Origin of the sequence: Endozoicomonas sp. ALD068 (assembly GCF_049310145.1) — a bacterium.
Lineage (GTDB): Bacteria > Pseudomonadota > Gammaproteobacteria > Pseudomonadales > Endozoicomonadaceae > Endozoicomonas_A.
In genome coordinates this window covers 5,451,847-5,475,650 of sequence record NZ_JBLYNU010000004.1, presented here as the reverse complement: position 1 = coordinate 5,475,650, position 23,804 = coordinate 5,451,847, and the positions used below count along the sequence as shown (strand labels likewise).

Below are 23,804 nucleotides of genomic sequence, written 5' to 3'. Positions count from 1 at the left end.
ATGGGAACCGGATATTATTCATTTTAAATATCCTTTTTCTATGCGGGGATAAATATTGACCCTGGCGCTCTGGAGGAGCTGCTCATGACCCCTTTGAACAATAATTCCAGTAATGACGGTTCACTCTCACCAACACCTAAGCAGCCTCAACTCGAGCAAGCGCCAACGGGCATGGTTGCAGGCAGGGATGTTACTGCATATAACCAAAATCAATCTTCATTCTTCTGTTTGCCCGACGAATCAAAAACCATGATTATTCGCTATCTGGGTTTTCGGGAGATTACCCGTTTAGTAAAGGTCTGCAAATATTTTCGCGATCTTGTTGAAAACCAAAAAGCTCTGGAAAGAGCCTTGTATCGCCGGTTTCCTTCACCACTCCAATATCAACTGAAGAGCATCGCTACGACAAAAGATGAACAACAACTCCGTGACTGGTTGAAACCGTTTACGAATATGGACACTGTCGAGTCACTCGTAAAACAACAAAAGAGTATTTATTTTCCTGCTCTGCTCTTTTTCAACAACAGTAAACTGATGTCTCAAAGTGAAACATTTAACTTAAAGACAAAAACCGAAATGACCCATCCTAATGATATCTTTGTAGTCACCTTAAGCGCCGATAGCCGTAACTTAGTGACCGCCAGTTTTGATGGTACAGTGAAAATCTGTAGTCAGGAAACCGATGGATCATGGAAACTAAAAGCCTCCATTCCCAGAAATGGTTGGGTCAAAAAAGCTTTTTTCAGCACTGATAACCGGCATGTGTTGGTCGTCAATCGTTTCAGGGTGGAAATCTATGGTACGAAGGAGGATGGATCATGGGAAGCAAAAGCCAGCATTTCCCATAATAATTCGGTCATTTCAGCCGCCTTCAGTGCTGATGGTCAGCATGTGTTGACAGTCAGTTTCAATAATACGCTGAAAATCTATGGCCAGAAGACCGATGGATCATGGGAAGTAAAATACAGTATTAACTATGATCTTTCGATCTGGTTGGCCAGCTTCAGCGCCGATGGCCGTCGTCTATTGGTCCTTACTTCATCTGACACTCCGATAATCTATGGTCAGAAAGACGATGGATCATGGGAAGTAAAAGCCAACCTTACTGGTGAGAGTGATGTCAATTGGGCCTGCCTCAGCTCCGATGGCCGTCATGCGTTGATCCGCGTTGGACCTAACACTTTGAAAATCTACGGTCAGGAAGCCCTTGGATCATGGGAAGTCAAAGCCACAATTACACATAATCATATTGTCAGCGCAACCACCTTTAGCGACGATTGCCGCCATCTTGCAGTCATCTGTTTCGATAATACAGCGAAAATATATGACCTGCAGGACGATGGATCATGGAAAGAAATAGCCACGGTTTCTCATGATGAATCTATCTACTCTGTCAGGTTCAGCGCCAATGGTCGCCATCTGGTGACCAAAGGTGGTGATTATAGGGCGAAAGTCTATGGTCAGGAGACCCCTGGATCATGGGTAAAAAAAACTACCATTGAACACAATGGGTTGATCAACTCAACCAGTTTCAGCGCCGATGGCAGCCATTTGGTGACCGCCAGTGCTGACAGAACAGCCAGAATCTATGGCCTTGAGGCCGGTGGATCCTGGGTAAAAAAAGCCACCATAGCCCACAAAGATACGGTCCGATCCGCCACCTTCAGTGTCGATGGTTGCCTTGTGGTGACCGCCAGCCACGATAACACGGCGCAAATTTATGGTCTGGGGAAGGATGGGTCATGGGTAAAAAAAGCCACCGTTGTACACAATGAAGCCGTCATCTCAGCCACCTTCTGCGCCGATGGCCGACATGTGGTGACCACCAGTGGAGATTACAAAGTGAGAATCACTGAGCTATGGAAGAACGATTGATGATCGAATGAACGTATTTTTGCTCAGAACCGATTAGCAAACAGCGTTATATCAAAAGCCTGATGGTAATTTTTGCACTGGGCTCTCAATAAAAAAAATGCCTTTCTATCCTTTTCCCGGATCGGGGCTCTTCTTTTTAATGCCACTGACCTCAATAGTTTGAACTTCCATGACAAAACCGAGTCAAACAGATCGAATCACTCGTCCCCACGCTGGGACCCAAAGCGCCTGAAAGCATGGGAACCAGATTTATTCATTTTGAATGTCCTTTTCTATGCGCGCTTTTCTATGCGGGGATAAATATTAACTCCGAAGCTCTGGAGGAGCTGCTCATGACCCCTTTGAACAACAATTCCAGTAATGACGGTTCACTCTCACCAACACCTGAGCAGCCTCAACTCGAGCCAGCGCCAACGGGCAGGGTTGCAGGCAGGGATGTTACTGCATATAACCAAAATCAATCTTCATTCTTCTGTTTGCCCGACGAATCAAAAACCATGATCATTCGCTATCTGGGTTTTCGGGACATTACCCGTTTAGTAAAGGTATGCAAATATTTTCGCGATCTTGTTGAAAACCATAAAGCTCTGGAAAGAGCTTGGTATCGCCAGTTGCCTTCACCACTCCAATATCAACTGAAGACCATCGCTACGACAAAAGATGAACAACAACTCCGTGACTGGTTGAAACCCTTTGCGAATAAGAACGCTGTTGAGTCACTCGTAAAACAACAAAAGAGTACTTATTTTCCTGCTCTGCTCTTTTTCAACAACAGTAAACTGATGTCTCAAAGTGAAACATTTAACTTAAAGACAAAAACCGAAATGACCCATCTTGACAAAATCTCGGTAGCCACTTTAAGCACCGATAGCCGCCACTTAGTGACCGCCAGTTTGGATGATACAGTGAAGATCTGCAGCCAGGAGACCGATGGATCATGGAAAGTAAAAGCCTCCACTCCCGATAGTGGTTGGGTCCAAAAAGCCATTTTCAGTACCGATAACCGCCATGCGTTGGTCATCAGTATTCTCTGGGCGCGAATCTATAGTATGAAGGAAGATGGATCATGGGAAGCAAAAGCCACCATTTCCCATAATCGTTGGGTCGTCTCAGCCACCTTCAGTGCTGATGGTCGCCATGTGTTGACCGCCAGTTTCGACAAGACGCTGAAAATCTACGGCCAGAAGACCGATGGATCATGGGAAGCAAAATACATTATTAACTGTGATACTCCGATCAGGACGGCCAGCTTCAGCGCCGACGCCCGTCATTTGTTGGTTGTTGATACATCTGGCGTTGCGACAATCTATGGTCAGAAGGACGATGGACCATTGGAAGCAGAAGCTACCCTTGCTGGTGAGAGTCGTGTCGAGTGGGCCTGCCTCAGCTCCGATGGCCGTCATGCGTTGTTCTGCATCGGACATAACACTTTGAAAATCTGGGCTCAGGAGGCTACCGGATCATGGGAAATCAAAGCCATCATTACCCATAATCGTGTTATCAACTCAGCCACTTTCAGCGAAGATTGCCAACATCTTGCAACCGCCAGTTACGATAATACAGCGAAAATATGTGACCTGCAGGACGATGGATCATGGAAAGAAATAGCCACGGTTTCTCATGATGAATCTATCTACTCTGTCAGGTTCAGCGCCAATAGTCGCCATCTGGTGACCAGAGGTAGTGATTATAGGGCGAAAGTCTATGGTCAGGAGACCCCTGGATCATGGGTAAAAAAAACTACCATTGAACACAATGGGTTGATCAACTCAACCAGTTTCAGCGCCGATGGCAGCCATTTGGTGACCGCCAGTGCTGACAGAACAGCCAGAATCTATGGCCTTGAGGCCGGTGGATCCTGGGTAAAAAAAGCCACCATAGCCCACAAAGATAGGGTCCGATCCGCCACCTTCAGTGTCGATGGTTGCCTTGTGGTGACCGCCAGCCAAGATAACACGGCACAAATTTATGGTCTGGGGAAGGATGGGTCATGGGTAAAAAAAGCCACCGTTGTACACAATGAAGCCGTCATCTCAGCCACCTTCTGCGCCGATGGCCGACATGTGGTGACCACCAGTGGAGATTACAAAGTGAGAATCACTGAGCTATGGAAGAACGATTGATGATCGAATGAACGTATTTTTGCTCAGAACCGATTAGCAAACGGCGTTATATCAAAAGCCTGATGGTAATTTTTGCACTGGGCTCTCAATAAAAAAAATGCCTTTCTATCCTTTTCCCGGATCAGGGCTCTTCTTTTTCTTAATGCCAATGACCTCAATAGTTTGAACTTCCATGACAAAATCGAGTCATATAGATCGAATCACTCGTTCCCACGCTGGGACCCAAAGGGCCTGAAAGCATGGGAACCAGAGTTATCCATTTTGAATGTCCTTTTCTATGTGAGGATAAATATTGACTCCGAAGCTCTGGAGAAGCTACTCATGACCCCTTTGAACAATAATTCCAGTAATGACGGTTCACTCTCACCAACACCTGAGCAGCCTCGACTCGAGCAAGCACCAACGGGCATCGTTGCAGGCAGGGATGTTACTGCATATAACCAAAATCAATCTTCATTCTTTTGTTTGCCCGACGAATCAAAAACCATGATTATCCGCTATCTGGGTTTTCGGGAGATTACCTGTTTAGCCAAGGTATGCAAATACCTTCGCGATCTTGTTGAAAACCATAAGTCTCTGGAAAGAGCCTGGTATCAACGGTTTACTTCACCACACCAGTATCAACTAAAGACCATCGTTACCACAAAAGATGAGCAACAACTCCGTGACTGGTTGAAGCCGTTTGCGAATAAGGACACTGTCGAGTCGCTCGTAAAAAAACAACAGAGTACTAATTTTCCTGCTCTGCTCCTTTTCAACAACAGTAAGCTGATGTCTCAATGTGAAACATTTAACTTAGAGACAAAAACCGAAATCACCCATCCTGAAAAAATCTTAACAGCCACCTTAAGCGCCGATAGCCGCCACTTAGTGACTGCCAGTTTGGATGGTACAGTGAAGATCTGTAGCCAGGAGACCGATGGATCATGGAAAGTACAAGTCTCCACTCCCAGTAATGGTTCGTTCAAAAAGGTCATTTTCAGCACCGATAACCGCCATGTGTTGGTCGACTTTCGTCTCTGGGCGGAAATCTACGGTATGAAGGAGGATGGATCATGGGAAGCAAAAGCCACCATTGCCCATAATCATTGGATCTGCTCAGCCACATTCAGTGCTGATGGTCGTCATGTATTCACCGTCAGCCTCGATAATACGCTGAAAATCTTCGGCCAGAATACCGATGGATCATGGGAAGCAAAATACACCATTAACTGTGATACTCCGGTCATTTTTGCCAGCTTCAGCGCCGATGGCCGTCATCTGCTGGTTGTCAATACATCTGACGTTGCGACAATCTATGATCTGGAAGACGATGGGTCATTAAAAGCAAAAGCCACCATTACTGATACGAATGGTGCCAGTCAGGTCCGCCTCAGCTCCGATGGCCGTCATGCGCTGATCCGTATTGGTTATAACACTTTGAAAATCTGCGGTGAGCAGGCCATTGGGTCATGGGATGTAAAAGCGACCATTACCCATAATCATAATATCGGCTTAACCACTTTCAGCGAAGATTGCCGCCATCTTGCAACCGCCAGTTTCGATCATACAGCGAAAATATGTGACCTGCAGGACGATGGATCATGGAAAGAAATAACCACGATTTCTCATGATAGTTTTGTCTACTCAGTCGAGTTCAGCGCCGATGGCCGCCATTTAGTGACCGCCAGTGGTGATAATACGGCGAAAGTCTATGGTCAGGAGACCCCTGGATCATGGGTAATAGAAGCCATCATTGAACACAATGGGAGTATCACCGCAACCAGGTTCAGCGCCGATGGCTGTCATTTAGTGACCGCCAGTGGTGATAAAACGGCTCAAATCTATGGCCTTGAGGCCGGTGGATCGTGGGTAAAAAAAACCACCATTGTCCACGAAGGCTGGATCCGATCAGCCACTTTCAGTGCCGATGGATGCCTTGTGGCGACCGCCAGTGAGGATAACACGGCGCAAATTTATGGTCTGGGGAAGGACGGAACATGGGTAAAAAAAGCCACCGTTCTGCACAATAAAACCGTTATCACAGCCAGTTTCTGCACCGATAGCCGACATGTGGTGACCACCAGTGAAGATTACAAAGTGAGAATCACTGAACTATTGAAGAGCGATTTTTCTTGATGCCAATGGCCCCAATATTTTGAACTTCCATTACAAAACCGACTCTAGCAGCCTGTCGGACTTAAGACTGTCCTTTTCTATGCGGGGATAAATATTGACTCTGGAGCTCTGGAGGAGCTGCTCATGACCCCTTTGAACAATAATTCCAGTAATGACGGTTCACTCTCACCAACACCTAAGCAGCCCCGACTCGAGCAAGTGCCAACGGGCATGGTTGCAGGCAGGGATGTTACTGCATATAACCAAAATCAATCTTCATTCTTCTGTTTGCCCGATGAAATAAAAACCAAGATTATTCACTATCTGGGTTTTCGCGAGATTACCCGTTTAGCAGAGGTATGCAAACATCTTCGCGATCTTGTTGAAAACCATAAAGCTCTGGAAAGAGCTTGGTATCGCCAGTTGCCTTCACCACTCCAATATCAACTGAAGACCATCGCTACGACAAAAGATGAACAACAACTCCGTGACTGGTTGAAACCCTTTGCGAATAAGGACGCTGTTGAGTCACTCGTAAAACAACAAAAGAGTACTTATTTTCCTGCTCTGCTCTTTTTCAACAACAGTAAACTGATGTCTCAAAGTGAAACATTTAACTTAAAGACAAAAACCGAAATGACCCATCTTGACAAAATCTCGGTAGCCACTTTAAGCGCCGATAGCCGCCACTTAGTGACCGCCAGTTTGGATGATACAGTGAAGATCTGCAGCCAGGAGACCGATGGATCATGGGCAGCAAAATACATTATTAACTGTGATACTTCGATCAAGTCGGCCAGTTTCAGCGCCGATGCCCGTCATTTGTTGGTTGTCGATACATCTGACGTTGCGACAATCTATGGTCAGAAGGACGATGGACCATTGGAAGCAAAAGCCACCATTACTGATCGGAGCCGTGTCAACTGGGGCTGCCTCAGCTCCGATGGCCGTCATGCGTTGTTCTACATTGGACGTAACACTTTGAAAATCTGCGCTCAAGAGGCTACTGGATCATGGGAAATCAAAGCCATCATTATCCATAATCGTGTTATCAACTCAGCCACTTTCAGCGAAGATTGCCAACATCTTGCAACCGCCAGTTACGATAATACAGCGAAAATATGTGACCTGCAGGACGATGGATCATGGAAAGAAATAGCCACGGTTACTCATGATAATTTTGTCTGCTCTGTCGATTTCAGTGCCGATGGTCGCCATCTGGTGAGTATAAGTGATGATAAAACGGCGAAAATCTTCAGTCAGGAAAGCCCTGGATCATGGGTAAAAAAAGCCACCATTGAACACAATGAGATTATCGCCACAGCCAGCTTCAGTGCTGATGGCCGACATGTAGTTACTACCAGTGAAGATCACAAGGTGAGAATCACTGAGCTATGGAAGAACAGTAGTTTGAACTTCCATGACAAAATCGAGTCTATATAGATCGAATCAGTTTTGGATGTCCTCTCTAAGTCCTAACAACTCGTTCCCACGCTCTGAGGGTGTCGCAAAACTTCAACAGCTCGTTCTCACGCTCTGAAGTCGTCATTCCCGCGAAGGCGGGAATCCAGCGCCAACGGTGGATCTCTGCCTTCTCGGGGATGACAAGGCCAGGGGGACACCGGGCAGTAGGGTTCTGGTGGAGAGTCAGTGTGGATTCCCGCCTTCGCGGGAATGACGAGAATGAAGCCGGGAATGACGAGAATAAGTCCTTTGGATGTCCTCTCTAAGTCCCCCGCCTTCGCGGGAATGACGAGAATGAAGCCGGGAATGACGAGAATAAGTCCTTTGGATGTCCTCTCTAAGTCCTAATAACTTGTTCCCACGCTCTGAGGGTGTCGCAAAACTTCAACAGCTCGTTCTCACGCTCTGAAGTCGTCATTCCCGCGAAGGCGGGAATCCAGCGCCAACGGTGGATCTCTGCCTTCTCGGGGATGACAAGGCCAGGGGGACACCGGGCAGTAGGGTTCTGGTGGAGAGTCAGTGTGGATTCCCGCCTTCGCGGGAATGACGAGAATGAAGCCGGGAATGACGAGAATGAAGCCGGGAATGACGAGAATAAAGCCGGGAATGACGAGAATGAAGGCGGGAATGACGAGAATGAAGCCGGGAATGACGGGAGTCAACGCGTTCCCAAGCCGGAGAGAGTTTTGCGACACCCTCGCTCTGCGTGGGAATGCATACAACAACTGAAAAGCGAACTCTGAAGCTCTGGAGGAGCTGCTCATGACCCCTTTGAACAATAATACCAGCAATGACGGTTCACTCTCACCAACACCTAAGCAGCCCCGACTCGAGCAAGTGCCAACAGGCATCGTTGCAGGCAGGGATGTTACTGCATATAACCAAAATCAATCTTCATTCTTTTGTTTGCCCGACGAATCAAAAACCACGATTATCCGCTATCTGGGTTTTCGGGAGATTACCCGTTTAGTAAGGGTATGCAAATATTTTCGCGATCTTGTTGAAAACCATAACGCTCTGGAAAGAGCCTGGTGTCGCCGGTTTCCTTCACCACTCCAATATCAACTCAAGACCATCGCTACGACAAAAGATGAACAACAACTCCGTGACTGGTTGAAACCGTTTACGATTATGGATGCTGTCGAGTCACTCGTAAAACAACAAAAAAGTACTTATTTTCCTGCTCTGCTCTTTTTCAACAACAGCAAACTGATGTCTCAATGTGAAACATTTGACTTAGAGACAAAGACCGAAATTACCCGTTCTAATAATATCTTTGCAGTCACCTTAAGCGGCGATGGCCGCCACTTAGTGACCGTCAGTTTGGACAATACAGTGAAGATCTTTAGCCAGGAGACCGATGGATCATGGGAAGTAAAAGCCTCCACTTCCGACAATGGTTGGGCCAAAGAAGCCATTTTCAGCGCCGATAATCGGCATGTGTTGGTCGTCAGTAGTTTCAGGGCGGGAATCTATAGTGTGAATGAGGATGGATCCTGGGAAGCAAAAGCCACCCTTTCCCATAATAGTTCGGTCATTTCACCCACATTCAGTGCTGATGGTCGCCATGTGTTGACCGCCAGTTTCAATAATACGCTGAAAATCTACGGCCAGAAGACCGATGGATCATGGGAAGTAAAATACAATATCAACTGTGATCTTTCGATCTTGTCGGCCAGCTTCAGCGCCGATGGCCGTCGTCTGTTGGTCCTTACTTCATCTTACGCTCCTATAATCTATGGTCAGAAAGACGATGGGTCATGGGAAGTAAAAGCCAACCTTAATGGTGAGAGTGGTGTCAATTGGGCCTGCCTCAGCTCCGATGGCCGTCATGCGTTGATCCAGGTTGGACATTACACTTTGAAAATCTACGGTCAGGAAGCCATTGGATCATGGGAAGTCAAGGCCACCATTACCCATAATGATATTGTCAACTCAACCACCTTTAGTGACGATTGCCGCCATCTTGCAACCGGCTGTTTCGATAATACAGCCAAAATATGTGACCTGCAGGACGATGGATCATGGAAAGAAATAGCCACAGTTTCTCACGATAGTTCTATCTACTCTGTCAGGTTCAGCGCCAATGGTCGCCATCTGATGGCCCGAAGTGATCGTATAACGGTGCAAGTCTATGGTCAGGAGACCCCTGGATCATGGGTAAAAAAAACCATCATTAAACACAACGGGTGGATCACCACAACCAGGTTCAGCGACGATGGCCGCCATTTAGTGACTGCCAGTTTTGATAAAACAGCGAAAATCTATGGCCGTGAGGCCGGTGGATCCTGGGTAAAAAAAGCCACCATAGTCCACACAGATAAGGTCCGATCCGCTACCTTCAGTGCCGATGGTTGCCTTGTGGTGACTGCCAGTAAGGATAAAACGGCGCAAATTTATGGTCTGGGGAAGGATGGATCATGGGTAAAAAAAGCCACCGTTGTACACAATGAAGCAGTCATCTCAGCCACCTTCTGCGCCGATGGCCGACATGTAGTTACTACCAGTGAAGATCACAGGGTAAGAATCACTGAACTATGGAAGAAGATTTTAGTGATCGAATGAACGTATTTTCAATCTGAACCGATCAACAAACAGCTTTATATCAAAAGCCCGATGGCAAATTTTGCACTGGGCCCTCGGTTGATCCTCGGCACTGGCCAGAGGATCAATCAGCCCAGGTAGTTTGTTCATCCATGGTCTATGCTTCAGCCTCTTCCATCGGTTAACAGGAGCTGAATGTGACGGACACGCTGTTCAACGAACTGAAAAACATCGGCATCAGTGAGGAGCTGGCGGCAAAAGTCAGTGCCTCCCTCGACCCGGACCACAACGCCAGCAAGAAAGACGTGCTCATCATGCAGGAGGCCATCTTGCAGCATCAGGCACACTTCAGTCAAAAAATGGCTGAAATGAATGCCAAGTTTGATGCCGAATTCAAACGACAGAATGCCAAGTTTGATGCCGAATTCAAACAACAGAAGGCCGAGTCAGACACTCAATTCAAAGAAATGAAAGCCGAGTCAGATGCTCAATTCAAAGAAATGAAAGCCGAGTCAGACGCCCGCTACTACGAACAGAAAGCCGAATCAGACGCCCGCTACCACGAAGTAAAAATGGACAACATCAGGGCATACGCCGAACTAAAAACCGAAATCCACACCACCATCAACCGACAATACCTTGTCACCTTTGGCAGCGCCCTGCTAACCATCGCTTCCGTACTGGCCGTAAACTGGTACTTTCATGTTTAACAGTGCCTGACTTTCGTTTTCTTAATGGCACTGACCTCAATAGTTTGAACTTCCATGAAAAAATCGACTCTATGTAGATCGAATCCATTTTGAATGTCCTTTTCTATGTGAGGATAAATATTGACTCTGAAGCTCTGGAGGAGCTGCTCATGAACCCTTTGAACAATAATTCCAGTAATGACGGTTCACTCTCACCAACGCCTAAGCAGCCTCGACTCGAGCCAATGCCAACGGGGATCGTTGCAGGCAGGGATGTTACTGCATATGACCAAAATCAATCTTTATTCTTCTGTTTGCCCGACGAATCAAAAACCATGATTATTCGCTATCTGGGTTTTCGGGAGATTACCCGTTTAACAAAGGTATGCAGATATCTTCGCGATCTTGTTGTAAACCATAAAGTTCTGGAAAGAGCCTGGTATCGCCGGTTTCCTTCACCACACCAATATCAACTCAAGACCATCGCTACGACAAAAGTTGAGCAACAACTCTGTGATTGGTTGAAACCGTTTGCGAATAAGGACGCTGTCGAGTCACTCGTAAAACAACAAAAGAGTATTTATTTTCCTGCTCTGCTCCTTTTCAACAACAGTAAACTGATGTCTCAATGTGAAACATTTAACTTAGAAACAAAAACCGAAATTACCCATCCTGATGATATCTTTGCAGTCACCTTAAGCGCCGATGGCCGCCACGTAGTGACCGCCAGTTTGGATAATACAGTGAAGATCTGTAGCCAGAGGACCGATGGATCATGGAAAGTAAAAGCCTCCACTTCCAATAATGGTTGGTTCAAAGAAGCCATTTTCAGCGCCGATAGCCGCCATCTGTTGGTGGTCAATCATTTAGGGGCGGGAATCTATGGTATGAACGAGGACGGATCATGTGAAGTCAAAGCCACCATTACCGATAATAGCTCGGTCATTTCAGCCACCTGCAGTGCTGATGGTCGCCATGTGTTGATCGCCAGTTGCGATAATACGCTGAAAATCTATGGCCAGAAGACTGATAGATCATGGGAAGCAAAATATATTATTAACTGCGATGCTTCGATCAGGTCGGCCAGCTTCAGCGCCGATGGCCGTCATCTGTTGGTTGTCAATACATATGACGTTGCGACAATCTACGGCCTGGAGGACGATGGATCATGGCAAGTAACAGCCACCATTACTGATCCGGGTGGTGTCAATTGGGCCTGCCTCAGCTCCGATGGCCGTCATGCGCTGATCCGCGTTATACCAAACACCTTGAAAATCTACGGTCAGGAGGCCATTGGTTCATGGGAAGTAAAAGCCACCACTAACCATAACAATTTTGCCAACTCACACTACTTCAGCGACGATTGCCGCCATCTTGCAACCATCAGTTTAGATAATACAGTGAAAATACTTGACCTGCAGGATGATGGATCATGGAAAGAAATAACCAGGTTTTCTCATGATCGTTTTGTCTTCTCAGTCAAGTTCAGCGCCGATGGTCGCCATCTGGTGACCAGAAGTGAGGATAATACGGCGAAAGTCTGTGGTCAGGAGACCCCCGGATCATGGGTAGAAGAAACCACCATTAGACACAATGGGAGGATCATCACAGCTGAGTTCAGTGCCGATGGCCGCTATTTGGTGACCGCCAGTCATGATAAAACGGCGAAAATCTATGGCCGTGAGGCCGATGGAGCCTGGGTAAAAAAAACTACCATTGTCCACAAAGGCTGGGTCCGATCAGCCACCTTCAGTGCCGATGGTTGCCTTGTGGTGACCGCCAGTAAGGATCACACAGCGCAAATTTATGGTCTGAGTGAGGATGGATCCTGGGTAAAAAAAACCACCATTCAACACAATGACAGAGTCATTTCAGCCGACCTCTGCGCCGATGGCCGACATGTGGTGACCATCAGTGAAGATTACAAGGTGAGAATCACAGAACTATTGAAGAACGATTGATGATCGAATGAAGGTATGATCAAAAGACCCTTGGCAATTTTTGCACTGGGCTCTCAATAAAAAAATGCCTTTCTATCCTTTTCCCGGATCAGGGCTCTTCTTTTTCTTAATGCCACTGACCTCAATAGTTTGAACTTTCATGACAAAATCGACTCTATTGTAGATCGAATCCATTTTGAATGTCCTTATTCTATGTTTCTGTGCGGGGACAAATATTGACTCTGAAGCTCAGGGAGGAGCTGCTCATGAACCCTTTGAACAACAATTCCAGCGATGACGGTTCACTCTTGCCAATCAGGCAACTTCGGCGAGAAGAAGCACCAACAGGTGTCAGTGCAGGCAGGGACGTTACTTTGTATAACCAAAAGCAATCTGCATTATTCTGTTTGCCCAATGAAACAAAAAACTTGATTATCCGCTATTTGGGTTTTCGGGAGATTACCTGTTTAACCAGGGTTTGCAAACACCTTCGCGATCTTGTTGAAAACAATGAGACTCTGGAAAGAGCCTGGTATCAACGGTTTCCTTCACCACACCAATATCTACTAAAGACCATAGCTACCACAAAAGGTGAGCAACAACTCCGTGACTGGTTGAAGCCGTTTGCGAATATGGACACTGTCGAGTCACTCGTACAAAAACATGAGAGTACTTACTTTCCTGCTCTGCTCCTTTTCAACAACAGTAAGCTGATGTCTCAATGTGAAACATTTGACTTAAAGACAAAAATCGAAATTGCCCATCCTGACAGAATCTTAAAAGCCACCTTAAGCGCCGATAGCCGCCACCTGGTGACCGCCTGTTCAAATGATACATTGAAGATCTGTAGCCAGGAGACCGATGGATCATGGAAAGTAAAAGCCTCCATTCCCAGGAATGGATGGGTCAATGAAGCTTTTTTCAGCGCCGATAACCGACATGTGCTGGTCGTCAGTCGTTTCACGGCGGAAATCTATAGTATGAACGAGGATGGATCATGGGAAGCAAAAGACACCATTCCCAATAATCGTACGACCTTCTCAGCCACCTTCAGTGCTGATAGTCGCCATGTGTTGACCGCCGGTTTGAATAATGTGGATATTGTGGATAATACGCTGAAAATCTACGGCCAGAATAACGATAGATCATGGGAAGTAAAATACATTATTAACTGTGATACTCCGAACAGTTTGGCCAGCTTCAGCGACGATGGCCGTCATCTGTTGGTTGTCAACACATCTGGCGTTGCGACAATCTATGGTCAGGAGGAGGATGGATCATGGGAAGTAGAAGCCACCCTTCCTGATGAGGGTAGTGACAGCTGGGCCTTCCTCAGCTCCAATGGCCGTCATGCGTTGTTCTGCGATGGATGGATGACTTTAAAAATCTATAGTCAGGAGGCCGGGTCATGGGAAGAAAAAGCCACCATTACCCATAATAGTGGTCTCAGCTTAATCTCTTTTAGCAAAGATTGCCGCCATCTTGCAACCGGCAGTTGCGATAATACAGCAATAATATGTGACCTGCAGGACGATGGATCATGGAAAGAAATAACCAGGATTTCTCATCACAGCCTTGTCCTCTCTGTCGAGTTCAGCGTCGATGGCTGCCATCTGGTGACCAAAAGTTATGATAACAAGGCGAAAATCTGTAGTCAGGAGGCCCCTGGATCATGGCTAGAAGAAGTCACCATTAAACACAATGGGTATATCACCGCAGCCATGTTCAGCGCCGATGGCCGCCATTTAGTGACCGCCAGTCATGATAAAACGGCGAAAATCTGTGGCCGTAAGGCCGATGGAACCTGGGTAAAAAAAGCCACCATAACCCACGAAGATGAGGTCCTATCCGCCACCTTCAGTGCCGATGGTTGCCTTGTGGTGACCGCCAGCAAGGATAACACCGCGCAAATTTATGGTCTGAGCAAAGATGGATCATGGGTAAAAAAAGCCACCGTTATACACGATAAAGCCCTCATCTCAGCCACCTTCTGCGTCGATGGCCGACACCTGGTGACTGCCAGTGAAGATTACACGGTGAGAATCACTGAACTATGGAAGAACGATTGATGATCGAATGAATGTATTTTTGCTCTGAACCGATTAGCAAACACTCAATAGTTTGAACTTCCATGACAAAAGCGAGTCAAACTGATCGAATCACTCGTTCCCACGCTCTGTGGGTGTCGCAAAACTTCAACAGCTCGTTCTCACGCTCTGAAGTCGTCATTCCCGCGAAGGCGGGAATCCAGCGCCAACAGTGGGTCTCTGCCTTCTCGGGGATGACAAGGCCAAGGGGGCACCGGGCAGTATGGTTCTGGTGGTGAGTCAGTGTGGATTCCCGCTTTCGCGGGAATGACGAGAATGAAGCCGGGAATGACGGAAGTCAACCCGTTCCCACGCTGGAGCATGGGAGCCAGAGGTTTTGCGACACCCACGCTCTGTGGGAATGCATACCACACCTGAAAAGCAGACTCTACAGCGTGAGATAGGTATGGGTTCCCACGGCATGGGAACCAGAGTTATCGATTTTGAATGTCTTTTTCTACGCGCGGATAAATATTGACTCTGAAGCTCTGGAGGAGCTGCTCATGACCCCTTTGAACAATAATTCCAGTAATGACGGTTCAACACCTAAGCAGCCTCGACTCGAGCAAGCACCAACGGGCATCATTGCAGGCAGGGATGTTACTGCATATAACCAAAATCAATCTGCATTCTTTTCTTTGCCCGACGAATCAAAAACCATGATTATTCGCTATCTGGGTTTTCGGGAGATTACCCGTTTAGCAAAGGTATGCAAATATCTTCGCGATCTTGTTGAAAACCATAAAGCTCTGGAAAGAGCCTGGTATCGACGGTTCCCTTCACCACACCAATATCAACTGAAGACCATCGCTACTGCAAAAGATGAGCAACAACTCCGTGGCTGGTTGAAGCCATTTGCGAATAAAGACACGGTCGAGTCACTCGTAAAACAACAAAAGAGTACTTATTTTCCAGCTCTGCTCTTTTTCAACAACAGTAAACTGATGTCTCAAAGTGAAACATTTAACTTAAAGACAAAAACCGAAATGACCCATCCTGACAAAATCTCTATAACCACCTTAAGCGCCGATTGCCGCCACTTAGTGACCGCCAGTTTGGATGACACATTGAAGATCTGTAGCCAGGAGACCGATGGATCGTGGAAAGTAAAAGCCTCAACTCCCAATAATGAGGTCAAAAAAGCCATTTTCAGCACCGATAATCGCCATGCGTTGGTCGTCAGTCGTCTCAGGGCAAGAATCTACGGTATGAATGAGGATGGATCATGGGAAGCAAAAGCCACCATTTCCCATAATCGTTGGGTCATCTCAGCCGCATTCAGTGCTGATGGTCGCCATGTATTCACCGCCAGTTTCGATAATACGCTGAAAACCTATGGCCAGAAGAATGATGGATCATGGGAAGCAAAATACATTATTAACTTTGATAATCCGATCAGGTTTGCCAGCTTCAGCACCCATGGCCGTCGTCTATTGGTTGTCAATTCATCTGATGTTGCGACTATCTATGGTCTGCAGGACGATGGATCATTGGAAGCAAAAGCCAGCATTACTGATACGAATAGTGTCAGTCGGGCCCGCCTCAGCTCCGATGGCTGTCATTTGTTGATCCGCGTTGATTATGAGACTTTGAAAATCTACGGTCAGCAGGCCACTGGGTCATGGGAAGTAAAAGCGATCATTACCCATAATGATGTAATCAGGTCAACCACTTTCAGCGAAGATTGCCGCCATCTTGCAACCGCCAGTTTCGATAATACAGCAAAAATATGTGACCTGCAGGACGATGGATCATGGAAAGAAATAACCACGATTTCTCATGATAGTTATGTCCACTCTGTCAAGTTCAGCACCGATGGTTGCCATCTGGTGACCAGAAGTGATGATAAAACGGCGCAAGTCTATAGTCAGGAAACCCCTGGATCATGGGTAAAAAAAGCCATCATTGAACACAATGGGGCTATCACCTCAGCCGGGTTCAGCGCCGATGGCCACCATTTGGTGACCGCCAGTCATGATGAAACAGCGAAAATCTATGGCCATGAGGCCGGTGGTTCCTGGGTAAAAAAAGCCACCATAACCCACAAAGATAAGGTCCGATCCGCCACCTTCAGTACCGATGGTTGCCTTGTGGTGACCGCCAGTGAGGATAACAGCGCGCAAATTTATGGTCTAAGCAAGGATGGATCATGGGTAAAAAAAGCCACCGTTGTACACGATAAAGCCCTCATATCAGCCATCTTCTGCGTCGATGGCCGACATGTGGTGACCACCAGTGAAGATTACAAGGTAAGAATCACTGAACTAGAAGAGCGATTGATCTACGAATGAACGTCTTTTTGCTCAGAACCGATTAGCAAACACTCAATAGTTTGAACTTCCATGACAAAAGCGAGTCAAACTGATCGAATCACTCGTTCCCACGCTCTGTGGGTGTCGCAAAACTTCAACAGCTCGTTCTCACGCTCTGAAGTCGTCATTCCCGCGAAGGCGGGAATCCAGCGCCAACAGTGGGTCTCTGCCTTCTCGGGGATGACAAGGCCAGGGGGGCACCGGGCAGTATGGTTCTGGTGGTGAGTCAGTGTGGATTCCCGCTTTCGCGGGAATGACAAGAACGAAGCCGGGAATGACGGAAGTCAATCCGTTCCCACGCTGGAGCATGGGAGCCAGAGGTTTTGCGACACCCACGCTCTGTGGGAATGCATACCACACCTGAAAAGCAGACTCTACAGCGTGAGATAGGTATGGGTTCCCACGGCATGGGAACCAGAGTTATCGATTTTGTATGTCCTTTTCTATGTGAGGATAAATACTGACTCTGAAGCTCTGAAGGAGCTGCTCATGACCCCTTTGAACAATAATTCCGGTAATGACGGTTCAACACCTGAGCAGCCTCGACTCGAGCAGGCGCCAACTGGCATGGTTGCAGGCAGGGATGTTACTGCATATAACCAAAATCAATCTGCATTCTTTTGTTTGCCCGACGAATCAAAAACCATGATTATTCGCTATCTGGGTTTTCGGGACATTACCCGTTTAGTAAAGGTATGCAAATATTTTCGCGATCTTGTTGAAAACCATAAAGCTCTGGAAAGAGCCTGGTATCAAAGGTTTCCTTCACCACACCTGCATCAATTAAAGACCATCGCTACGACAAAAGATGAGCAACAACTCCGTGATTGGTTGAAGCCGTTTGCGAATAAGGACACTGTCGAGTCACTCGTAAAAAAACAACAGAGTACTTATTTTCCTGCTCTGCTGCTTTTCAACAACAGTAAACTGATGTCTCAATGTGAAACATTTAACTTAGTGACAAAGACCGAAATTACCCATCCTTACCATATCTTGATAGCCACCTTAAGCGCCGATAGCCGCCACTTAGTGACCGTCTGTTTGGATGGTATAGTGAAGATCTGTAGTCAGGAGACCGATGGATCATGGAAAGTAAAAGCCTCCACTCCCGATAATGGTTGGGTCCAAAAAGCCATTTTCAGTACCGATAACCGCCATGTGTTGGTCGTCAGTCGTCTCAGGGCAAGAATCTATGGTATGAATGAGGATGGATCATGGGAAGCAAAAGCCAACATTTCCCATAATCCCTGGATCATCTCAGCCATCACCAGTGCTGATGGTCGTCATGTGGTGATCGCCAGTTTGGATAATACGCTGAAAATCTATGGCCAGAAGATCGATGGATCATGGGAAGCAAAATACATTGTTAATTGTGATGCTTCGACCAGATTGGCCAGTTTCAGCGCCGATGGCCGACATCTGTTGGTTGTCAATACATCTGATGTTGCGACATTCTATGGTCTGGAGAACGATGGATCATTGGAAGCAAAAGCCACCATTGCTGATCCGGGTGGTGTCAATTGGGCTTGCCTCAGCTCCGATGGCCGCCATGCGTTGATCCGCTTTAGACCTAACACTTTGAAAATCTACGGTCGGGAGGCCGGGTCATGGAAAGTAAAAACCACCATTAACCATAATAATTTTGCCAACTCATACTCCTTCAGCGACGATTGCCGCCATCTTGCAACCGCCAGTTCCAATAATACAGCGAAAATATTTGACCTGCAGGATGATGGATCATGGAAAGAAATAACCACGGTTTCTCATAATCATTTTTTCTACTCTCTCAAGTTCAGCGCTGATTCTCGCCGTCTTATGACCGGAAGTGATGATATTACTGTGAAAATCTATGGTCAGGAGACCCCTGGATCATGGGTAGAAGAAGCCACCATTAAACACGATGAGAGGATCATCTCAACCGGGTTCAGCGCCGATAGCCGCCATTTGGTGACCGCCAGTTATGATAAAACAGCGAAAATCTATGGCCGTGAAGCCGGTGGATCCTGGGTAAAAAAAGCCACCATAGTCCACAAAGATTGGGTCCGATCAGCCACCTTCAGTGCCGATGGTTGCCTTGTGGTGACCGCCAGTAAGGATAACACGGCGCAAATTTATGGCCTTGGGAAGGATGGATCATGGGTGAAAAAAGCCACCCTTGTACACGACAGAGCAGTCATCTCGGTCACCTTCTGCGCCGATGGCCGACACCTGGTGACCACCAGTGAAGATTACAAGGTGAGAATCACTGAACTATGGAAGAACGATTGATGAACGAATGAACGTATTTTTGCTCAGAACCGATTAGCAAACAGTGTTGTTGTATCAATAGTTTGAACTTTCATGACAAAACAGAGTCAAACAGATCGAATCACTCATTCCCACGCTGGGACCCACAGGGCCTGAAAGCATGGGAACCAGAGTTATTGATTTTCAATGTGACGATAAATATTGACTCTTAAGGAGCTGCACATGACCCCTTTGAACAATAATTCCGGCGATGACGGTTCACTCTTACCAACACCTGTGCAGTTGCGACTCGAGCAAGCGCCAACGGGCATCGTTGCAGGCAGGGATGTTACTGCATATAACCAAAATCAATCTTCATTCTTCCGTTTGCCCGATGAAATAAAAACCAGGATTATTCACTATCTGGGTTTCCGGGAGATTACCCGTTTAGCAAAGGTATGCAAATATCTTTGCGACCTTTTAGAAAACCATAAAACTCTGGAAAGAGAATGGTATCGCCGGTTTCCTTCCCCACACCAACATCTACTAAAGACCATAGCTACTACAAAAGATGAGCAACAACTCCGTGACTGGTTGAAGCCGTTTGCGAATAAAGACACTGTCGAGTCACTCGTAAAACAGCAAAAGAGTACTTGTTTTCCTGCTCTGCTCCTTTTTAACAACAGTAAACTGATGTCTCAATGTGAAACATTTAACTTAGAGGCAAAAAACGAAGTTACCCATCACAGCAAAATCTTAGCAGTCACTTTAAGCGCCGATGGCCGCCACCTGGTGACCGCCAGTTTGGATAATACAGTGAAGATCTGTAGCCAGGAGAGCGATGGATCATGGAAAGTAAAAGCCTCCACTTCCGGTAATGGTTGGATCAAAGAAGCCGTTTTCAGCGTCGATAGCCGCCATCTGTTGGTCATCAGTCGTCGCAAGGCGGTGATCTATGGTATGAGGGAGGATGGATCATGGGAAGCAAAAGCCACCATTTCCCATAATGGTTGGGTCTTCTCAGCCGCACTCAGTGCTGATGGTCGCCATGCGTTGACCGCCAGTATGGATAATACGCTGAAAATCTATGGCCAGAATACCGATGGATCATGGGAAGCAAAATACATTATTAACTGTGATACTCCGATCAGGTTGGCCAACTTCACCGCCGATGGTCGTCATCTGTTGGTTGTCAATGCATCTGACGTTGCGACAATCTATGATCTGGAGGTCGATGGATCATTGCAAGCAAAAGCCACCATTACTGATCCGGATGGTGTCAATTGGGCCTGCCTCAGCTCTGATGGCCGTTATGCGCTGATCCGCATTGGACATGAAACTTTGAAAATCTGCAGTCAGGAAGCCACTGGGTCATGGGAAGTCAAAGCCACCATTAACCATAATAATTTTGTTCACTCACACTCCTTCAGCGACGATTGCCGCCATCTTGCAACCGCCAGTTTCGATAATACAGCGAAAATATGTGACCTGCAGGACGATGGATCATGGAAAGAAATAACCACGATTTATCACGATCGTTTTGTCCACTCTGTCAAGTTCAGCGCCGATGGTCGTCATCTGGTGACCATCGGTGATGATAAAACGGCGCAAGTCTATAGTCAGGAGAACCCCGGATCATGGGCAAAAAAAGCCACCATTGAACACAATGATCATATCACGTCAGCCGGGTTCAGCGCCGATGGCCGCCATTTGGTGACCACCAGTTATGATAAAACAGCGGAAATCTATGGCCATGAGGCCGATGGATCCTGGGTAAAAAAAGCCACCATAGTCCACAAAGATAAGGTCCGATCCGCCACTTTCAGCGCCGATGGTTGCCTTGTGGTGACCGCCAGTGAGGATAACACCGCGCAAATTTATGGTCTGGGGAAGGATGGATTATGGATAAAAAAAACCACCGTTGTACACGATAAAGCCGTCATCTCAGCCACCTTCTGCGTCGATGGCCGACACCTGGTGACCGCCAGCAAAGATCACAAGGTGAGAATCACTGAACTATTGAAGAACGATTGATGATCGGATGAACGTATTTTTACTCTGAACCGATTAGCAAACAGCGTTATATCAATAGATTGAACTTCCATGACAAAACCGAGTCAAACAGATCGAATCAATTTAACAACTCGTTCCCACGCTCTGAGGGTGTCGCAAAACTTCAACAGCTCGTTCTCACGCTCTGAATTCGTCATTCCCGCGAAGGCGGGAATCCAGCGCCAACGGTGGATCTCTGCCTTCTCGGGGATGACAAGGCCGGGGGACACCGGGCAGTAGGGTTCTGGTGGAGAGTCAGTGTGGATTCCCGCCTTCGCGGGAATGACGAGAATGAAGCCGGAAATGACGAGAATGCAGCCGGGAATGACGAGAATGAAGCCGGGAATGACGAGAATGAAGCCGGCAATGACGGGAGTCAACGCGTTCCCACGCCGGAGAGAGTTTTGCGACACCCTCGCTCTGCGTGGGAATGCATACCTTCCCTGAAAAGCGGACTCTACAGCGTGAGATAGGTATGGATTTCCGCACGGGGACCCACTGGGCCTGAAAGCATGGAAACCAGAGTTATCCATTTCGAATGTCCTTTTCTACGCGCGGATAAATATTGACTCTGAAGCTCTGGAGGAGCTGCACATGACCCCTTTGAACAATAATTCCAGCAATGACGGTTCACTCTCACCAACACCCAAACAGCCTGGACTCGAGCAAGCGCCAACGGGCACCCTTGCAGGCAGCGATGTTACTGCATATAACCAAAATCAATCTTCATTCTTCTCTTTGCCCGACGAATCAAAAACCATGATTATTCGCTATCTGGGTTTTCGGGAGATTACCCGTTTAGCAAAGGTATGCAGATACCTTCGCGATCTTGTTGAAAACCATAACGCTCTGGAAAGAGCCTGGTATCGCCGGTTTCCTTCACCACACCAATATCAACTGGAGAACATCGCTACCGCAAAAAATGAGCAACAACTCTGTGACTGGTTGAAACCGTTTGCGAATAAGGACACTGTCGAATCACTCGTAAAACAACAAAAGAGTACTTCTTTTCCTGCTCTGCTCCTTTTCAATAACAGTAAACTGATGTCTCAATGTGAAACATTTAACTTAGAGGCAAAAAACGAAATTACTCATCCCAGCAAGATCTCAGTCGTCTCCTTAAGCGCCGATGGCCGTAACTTAGTGACCGCCAGTGTGGATAACACAGTGAAGATCTGTAGTCAGGAGACCGATGGATCATGGAAAGTAAAAGCCTCCATTCCCAGAAATAGTTGGGTCTATGAAGCCTTTTTCAGCACCGATAACCGCCATGTGTTGGTCATCAGTCGTTTCAGGGTGGAAATCTATGGTATGAAGGAGGATGGATCATGGGAAGCAAAAGCCACCATTACCCATAATTTTTTGGTCTTCTCAGCCACCTTCAGTGCTGATGGTCACCACGCGTTGACCGCCAGTTCCGGTACGCTGAAAGTCTATGGCCAGAAGACCGATGGATCATGGGAAGCAAAACACATTATTAACTGTGATACTCCGATCAGATTGGCCAGCTTCAGCGCCAATGGCTGTCATCTGCTGGTTGTCAATACATCTGACGTTGCGACAATCTATGGTCTGGAGGTCGATGGATCATTGCAAGCAAAAGCCACCATTACTGATCCGGGTGGTGTCAATTGGGCCTGCCTCAGCTCTGATGGCCGTTATGCGCTGATCCGCATTGGACATGAAACTTTGAAAATCTGCGGTCAGGAGGCCATTGGGTCATGGGAAGTCAAAGCCACCATTAACCATAATCATTTTGTCCACTCACACATCTTCAGCGACGATTGCCGCCATCTTGCAACCGTCAGTTCCGATAATACAACGAAAATATGTGACCTGCTGGACGATGGATCATGGAAAGAAATAACCACGATTTCTCATGATATTTTTTTCTACTCTGTCAAGTTCAGCGCCGATGGTCGTCATCTGGTGACCGGAAGAGATGATAATACGGCGCAAGTCTATAGTCAGGAGAACCCCGGATCATGGGCAAAAAAAGCCACCATTGAACACAATGATCATATCACGTCAGCCGGGTTCAGTGCCGATGGCCGCCATTTAGTGACCGCCAGTTTTGATAAAACAGCGAAAATCTATGGACTTGAGGCCGGTGGATCCTGGGTAAAAAAAGCCACCATAGCCCACAAAGATAGGGTCCGATCAGCCACCTTCAGTGCCGATGGTTGCCTTGTGGTGACCGCCTGTGACGATAACACCGCGCAAATTTATGGTCTGGGGAAGGATGGATTATGGGTAAAAAAAACCACCGTTGTACACGATAAAGCCGTCATCTCAGCCACCTTCTGCGTCGATGGCCGACACCTGGTGACTGCCACTGAAGATCACAAGGTGAGAATCACTGAGCTATCGAAGAACGATTGATGATCGGATGAAC

17 protein-coding genes are annotated in these 23,804 nt (G+C 47.0%); 13 read left to right on the top strand and 4 right to left on the bottom strand.

Features of this window, described 5'->3' with window-relative positions; all coding sequences use genetic code 11:
• Nucleotides 1–84 precede the first annotated feature (84 nt).
• From ACO6V5_RS20290 to ACO6V5_RS20270, 5 genes are all read left to right on the top strand, one after another.
• Entirely contained in the window at nt 85–1,875 is a 1,791-nt protein-coding gene (locus ACO6V5_RS20290) for an F-box/WD repeat-containing protein (protein ID WP_422135966.1), read from the top strand.
• Between the two features lie 332 nt (nt 1,876–2,207).
• The gene (locus ACO6V5_RS20285) at nt 2,208–3,998 is read left to right on the top strand and encodes an F-box/WD repeat-containing protein (protein WP_422409905.1); all 1,791 of its coding nucleotides are present in this window, start codon (nt 2,208–2,210) and stop codon (nt 3,996–3,998) included.
• Between the two features lie 321 nt (nt 3,999–4,319).
• Nucleotides 4,320–6,116 (top strand): F-box/WD repeat-containing protein, encoded by a 1,797-nt coding sequence (locus tag ACO6V5_RS20280; RefSeq protein WP_422409907.1) that lies wholly within the window; start codon nt 4,320–4,322, stop codon nt 6,114–6,116.
• A gap of 123 nt (nt 6,117–6,239) precedes the next feature.
• Complete coding sequence (locus ACO6V5_RS20275) at nt 6,240–7,538, top strand: F-box/WD repeat-containing protein (RefSeq protein WP_422135969.1); 1,299 nt, start codon at nt 6,240–6,242, stop codon at nt 7,536–7,538.
• Between the two features lie 59 nt (nt 7,539–7,597).
• Entirely contained in the window at nt 7,598–7,825 is a 228-nt protein-coding gene (locus ACO6V5_RS20270) for a hypothetical protein (protein ID WP_422442014.1), read from the top strand.
• Nucleotides 7,826–7,957: 132 nt separating this feature from the next.
• On the opposite strand, the gene ACO6V5_RS20265 is transcribed toward ACO6V5_RS20270, so the two are convergent.
• The gene (locus ACO6V5_RS20265; RefSeq protein WP_422135970.1) at nt 7,958–8,221 is read right to left on the bottom strand and encodes a hypothetical protein; all 264 of its coding nucleotides are present in this window, start codon (nt 8,219–8,221) and stop codon (nt 7,958–7,960) included.
• A gap of 100 nt (nt 8,222–8,321) precedes the next feature.
• Between ACO6V5_RS20265 and ACO6V5_RS20260 the strand changes: the two genes are divergently transcribed.
• From ACO6V5_RS20260 to ACO6V5_RS20245, 4 genes are all read left to right on the top strand, one after another.
• Complete coding sequence (locus tag ACO6V5_RS20260) at nt 8,322–10,124, top strand: F-box/WD repeat-containing protein (protein ID WP_422413140.1); 1,803 nt, start codon at nt 8,322–8,324, stop codon at nt 10,122–10,124.
• 176 nt (nt 10,125–10,300) lie between these two features.
• Nucleotides 10,301–10,813: a hypothetical protein gene (locus ACO6V5_RS20255; RefSeq protein ID WP_422413138.1), complete on the top strand. Its 513-nt coding sequence runs from the start codon at nt 10,301–10,303 to the stop codon at nt 10,811–10,813.
• Nucleotides 10,814–10,962: 149 nt separating this feature from the next.
• Nucleotides 10,963–12,753 carry an F-box protein gene (locus ACO6V5_RS20250; protein WP_422413136.1) on the top strand — a complete coding sequence of 597 codons (1,791 nt, stop codon included), beginning with the start codon at nt 10,963–10,965 and terminating at the stop codon, nt 12,751–12,753.
• Between the two features lie 245 nt (nt 12,754–12,998).
• Entirely contained in the window at nt 12,999–14,801 is a 1,803-nt protein-coding gene (locus ACO6V5_RS20245) for an F-box/WD repeat-containing protein (protein WP_422413134.1), read from the top strand.
• Nucleotides 14,802–14,941: 140 nt separating this feature from the next.
• On the opposite strand, the gene ACO6V5_RS20240 is transcribed toward ACO6V5_RS20245, so the two are convergent.
• Nucleotides 14,942–15,193 carry a hypothetical protein gene (locus tag ACO6V5_RS20240; RefSeq protein ID WP_422135975.1) on the bottom strand — a complete coding sequence of 84 codons (252 nt, stop codon included), beginning with the start codon at nt 15,191–15,193 and terminating at the stop codon, nt 14,942–14,944.
• 129 nt (nt 15,194–15,322) lie between these two features.
• Here ACO6V5_RS20240 and ACO6V5_RS20235 point away from each other — a divergent pair, with 129 nt between their 5' ends.
• The gene (locus tag ACO6V5_RS20235) at nt 15,323–17,110 is read left to right on the top strand and encodes an F-box protein (RefSeq protein ID WP_422135976.1); all 1,788 of its coding nucleotides are present in this window, start codon (nt 15,323–15,325) and stop codon (nt 17,108–17,110) included.
• A 129-nt stretch (nt 17,111–17,239) separates the two neighbouring features.
• On the opposite strand, the gene ACO6V5_RS20230 is transcribed toward ACO6V5_RS20235, so the two are convergent.
• On the bottom strand, nt 17,240–17,491 hold the full coding sequence (locus ACO6V5_RS20230) for a hypothetical protein (protein ID WP_422413129.1): 252 nt from the start codon (nt 17,489–17,491) through the stop codon (nt 17,240–17,242).
• Nucleotides 17,492–17,620: 129 nt separating this feature from the next.
• On the opposite strand from ACO6V5_RS20230, the gene ACO6V5_RS20225 reads away from it, so the two are divergent.
• Both ACO6V5_RS20225 and ACO6V5_RS20220 read left to right on the top strand, forming a co-directional pair.
• Nucleotides 17,621–19,399 carry an F-box/WD repeat-containing protein gene (locus ACO6V5_RS20225; protein ID WP_422413127.1) on the top strand — a complete coding sequence of 593 codons (1,779 nt, stop codon included), beginning with the start codon at nt 17,621–17,623 and terminating at the stop codon, nt 19,397–19,399.
• A 201-nt stretch (nt 19,400–19,600) separates the two neighbouring features.
• Nucleotides 19,601–21,391, top strand: coding sequence for an F-box/WD repeat-containing protein (locus tag ACO6V5_RS20220; RefSeq protein ID WP_422413125.1), 1,791 nt, complete (start codon nt 19,601–19,603; stop codon nt 21,389–21,391).
• Between the two features lie 83 nt (nt 21,392–21,474).
• On the opposite strand, the gene ACO6V5_RS20215 is transcribed toward ACO6V5_RS20220, so the two are convergent.
• On the bottom strand, nt 21,475–21,789 hold the full coding sequence (locus tag ACO6V5_RS20215) for a hypothetical protein (RefSeq protein ID WP_422492145.1): 315 nt from the start codon (nt 21,787–21,789) through the stop codon (nt 21,475–21,477).
• Nucleotides 21,790–22,003: 214 nt separating this feature from the next.
• Between ACO6V5_RS20215 and ACO6V5_RS20210 the strand changes: the two genes are divergently transcribed.
• Nucleotides 22,004–23,791 carry an F-box/WD repeat-containing protein gene (locus tag ACO6V5_RS20210; RefSeq protein ID WP_422442020.1) on the top strand — a complete coding sequence of 596 codons (1,788 nt, stop codon included), beginning with the start codon at nt 22,004–22,006 and terminating at the stop codon, nt 23,789–23,791.
• The last annotated feature ends 13 nt before the right edge of the window (nt 23,792–23,804 follow it).

Excerpts from the sequence above, each read along its gene's own strand:
- ACO6V5_RS20290 (WP_422135966.1), top strand. The coding sequence starts at position 85 with ATGACCCCTTTGAACAATAATTCCAGTAATGACGGTTCACTCTCACCA.
- ACO6V5_RS20285 (WP_422409905.1), top strand. The coding sequence starts at position 2,208 with ATGACCCCTTTGAACAACAATTCCAGTAATGACGGTTCACTCTCACCA.
- ACO6V5_RS20280 (WP_422409907.1), top strand. The coding sequence starts at position 4,320 with ATGACCCCTTTGAACAATAATTCCAGTAATGACGGTTCACTCTCACCA.
- ACO6V5_RS20275 (WP_422135969.1), top strand. The coding sequence starts at position 6,240 with ATGACCCCTTTGAACAATAATTCCAGTAATGACGGTTCACTCTCACCA.
- ACO6V5_RS20260 (WP_422413140.1), top strand. The coding sequence starts at position 8,322 with ATGACCCCTTTGAACAATAATACCAGCAATGACGGTTCACTCTCACCA.
- ACO6V5_RS20250 (WP_422413136.1), top strand. The coding sequence starts at position 10,963 with ATGAACCCTTTGAACAATAATTCCAGTAATGACGGTTCACTCTCACCA.
- ACO6V5_RS20245 (WP_422413134.1), top strand. The coding sequence starts at position 12,999 with ATGAACCCTTTGAACAACAATTCCAGCGATGACGGTTCACTCTTGCCA.
- ACO6V5_RS20235 (WP_422135976.1), top strand. The coding sequence starts at position 15,323 with ATGACCCCTTTGAACAATAATTCCAGTAATGACGGTTCAACACCTAAG.
- ACO6V5_RS20225 (WP_422413127.1), top strand. The coding sequence starts at position 17,621 with ATGACCCCTTTGAACAATAATTCCGGTAATGACGGTTCAACACCTGAG.
- ACO6V5_RS20220 (WP_422413125.1), top strand. The coding sequence starts at position 19,601 with ATGACCCCTTTGAACAATAATTCCGGCGATGACGGTTCACTCTTACCA.
- ACO6V5_RS20210 (WP_422442020.1), top strand. The coding sequence starts at position 22,004 with ATGACCCCTTTGAACAATAATTCCAGCAATGACGGTTCACTCTCACCA.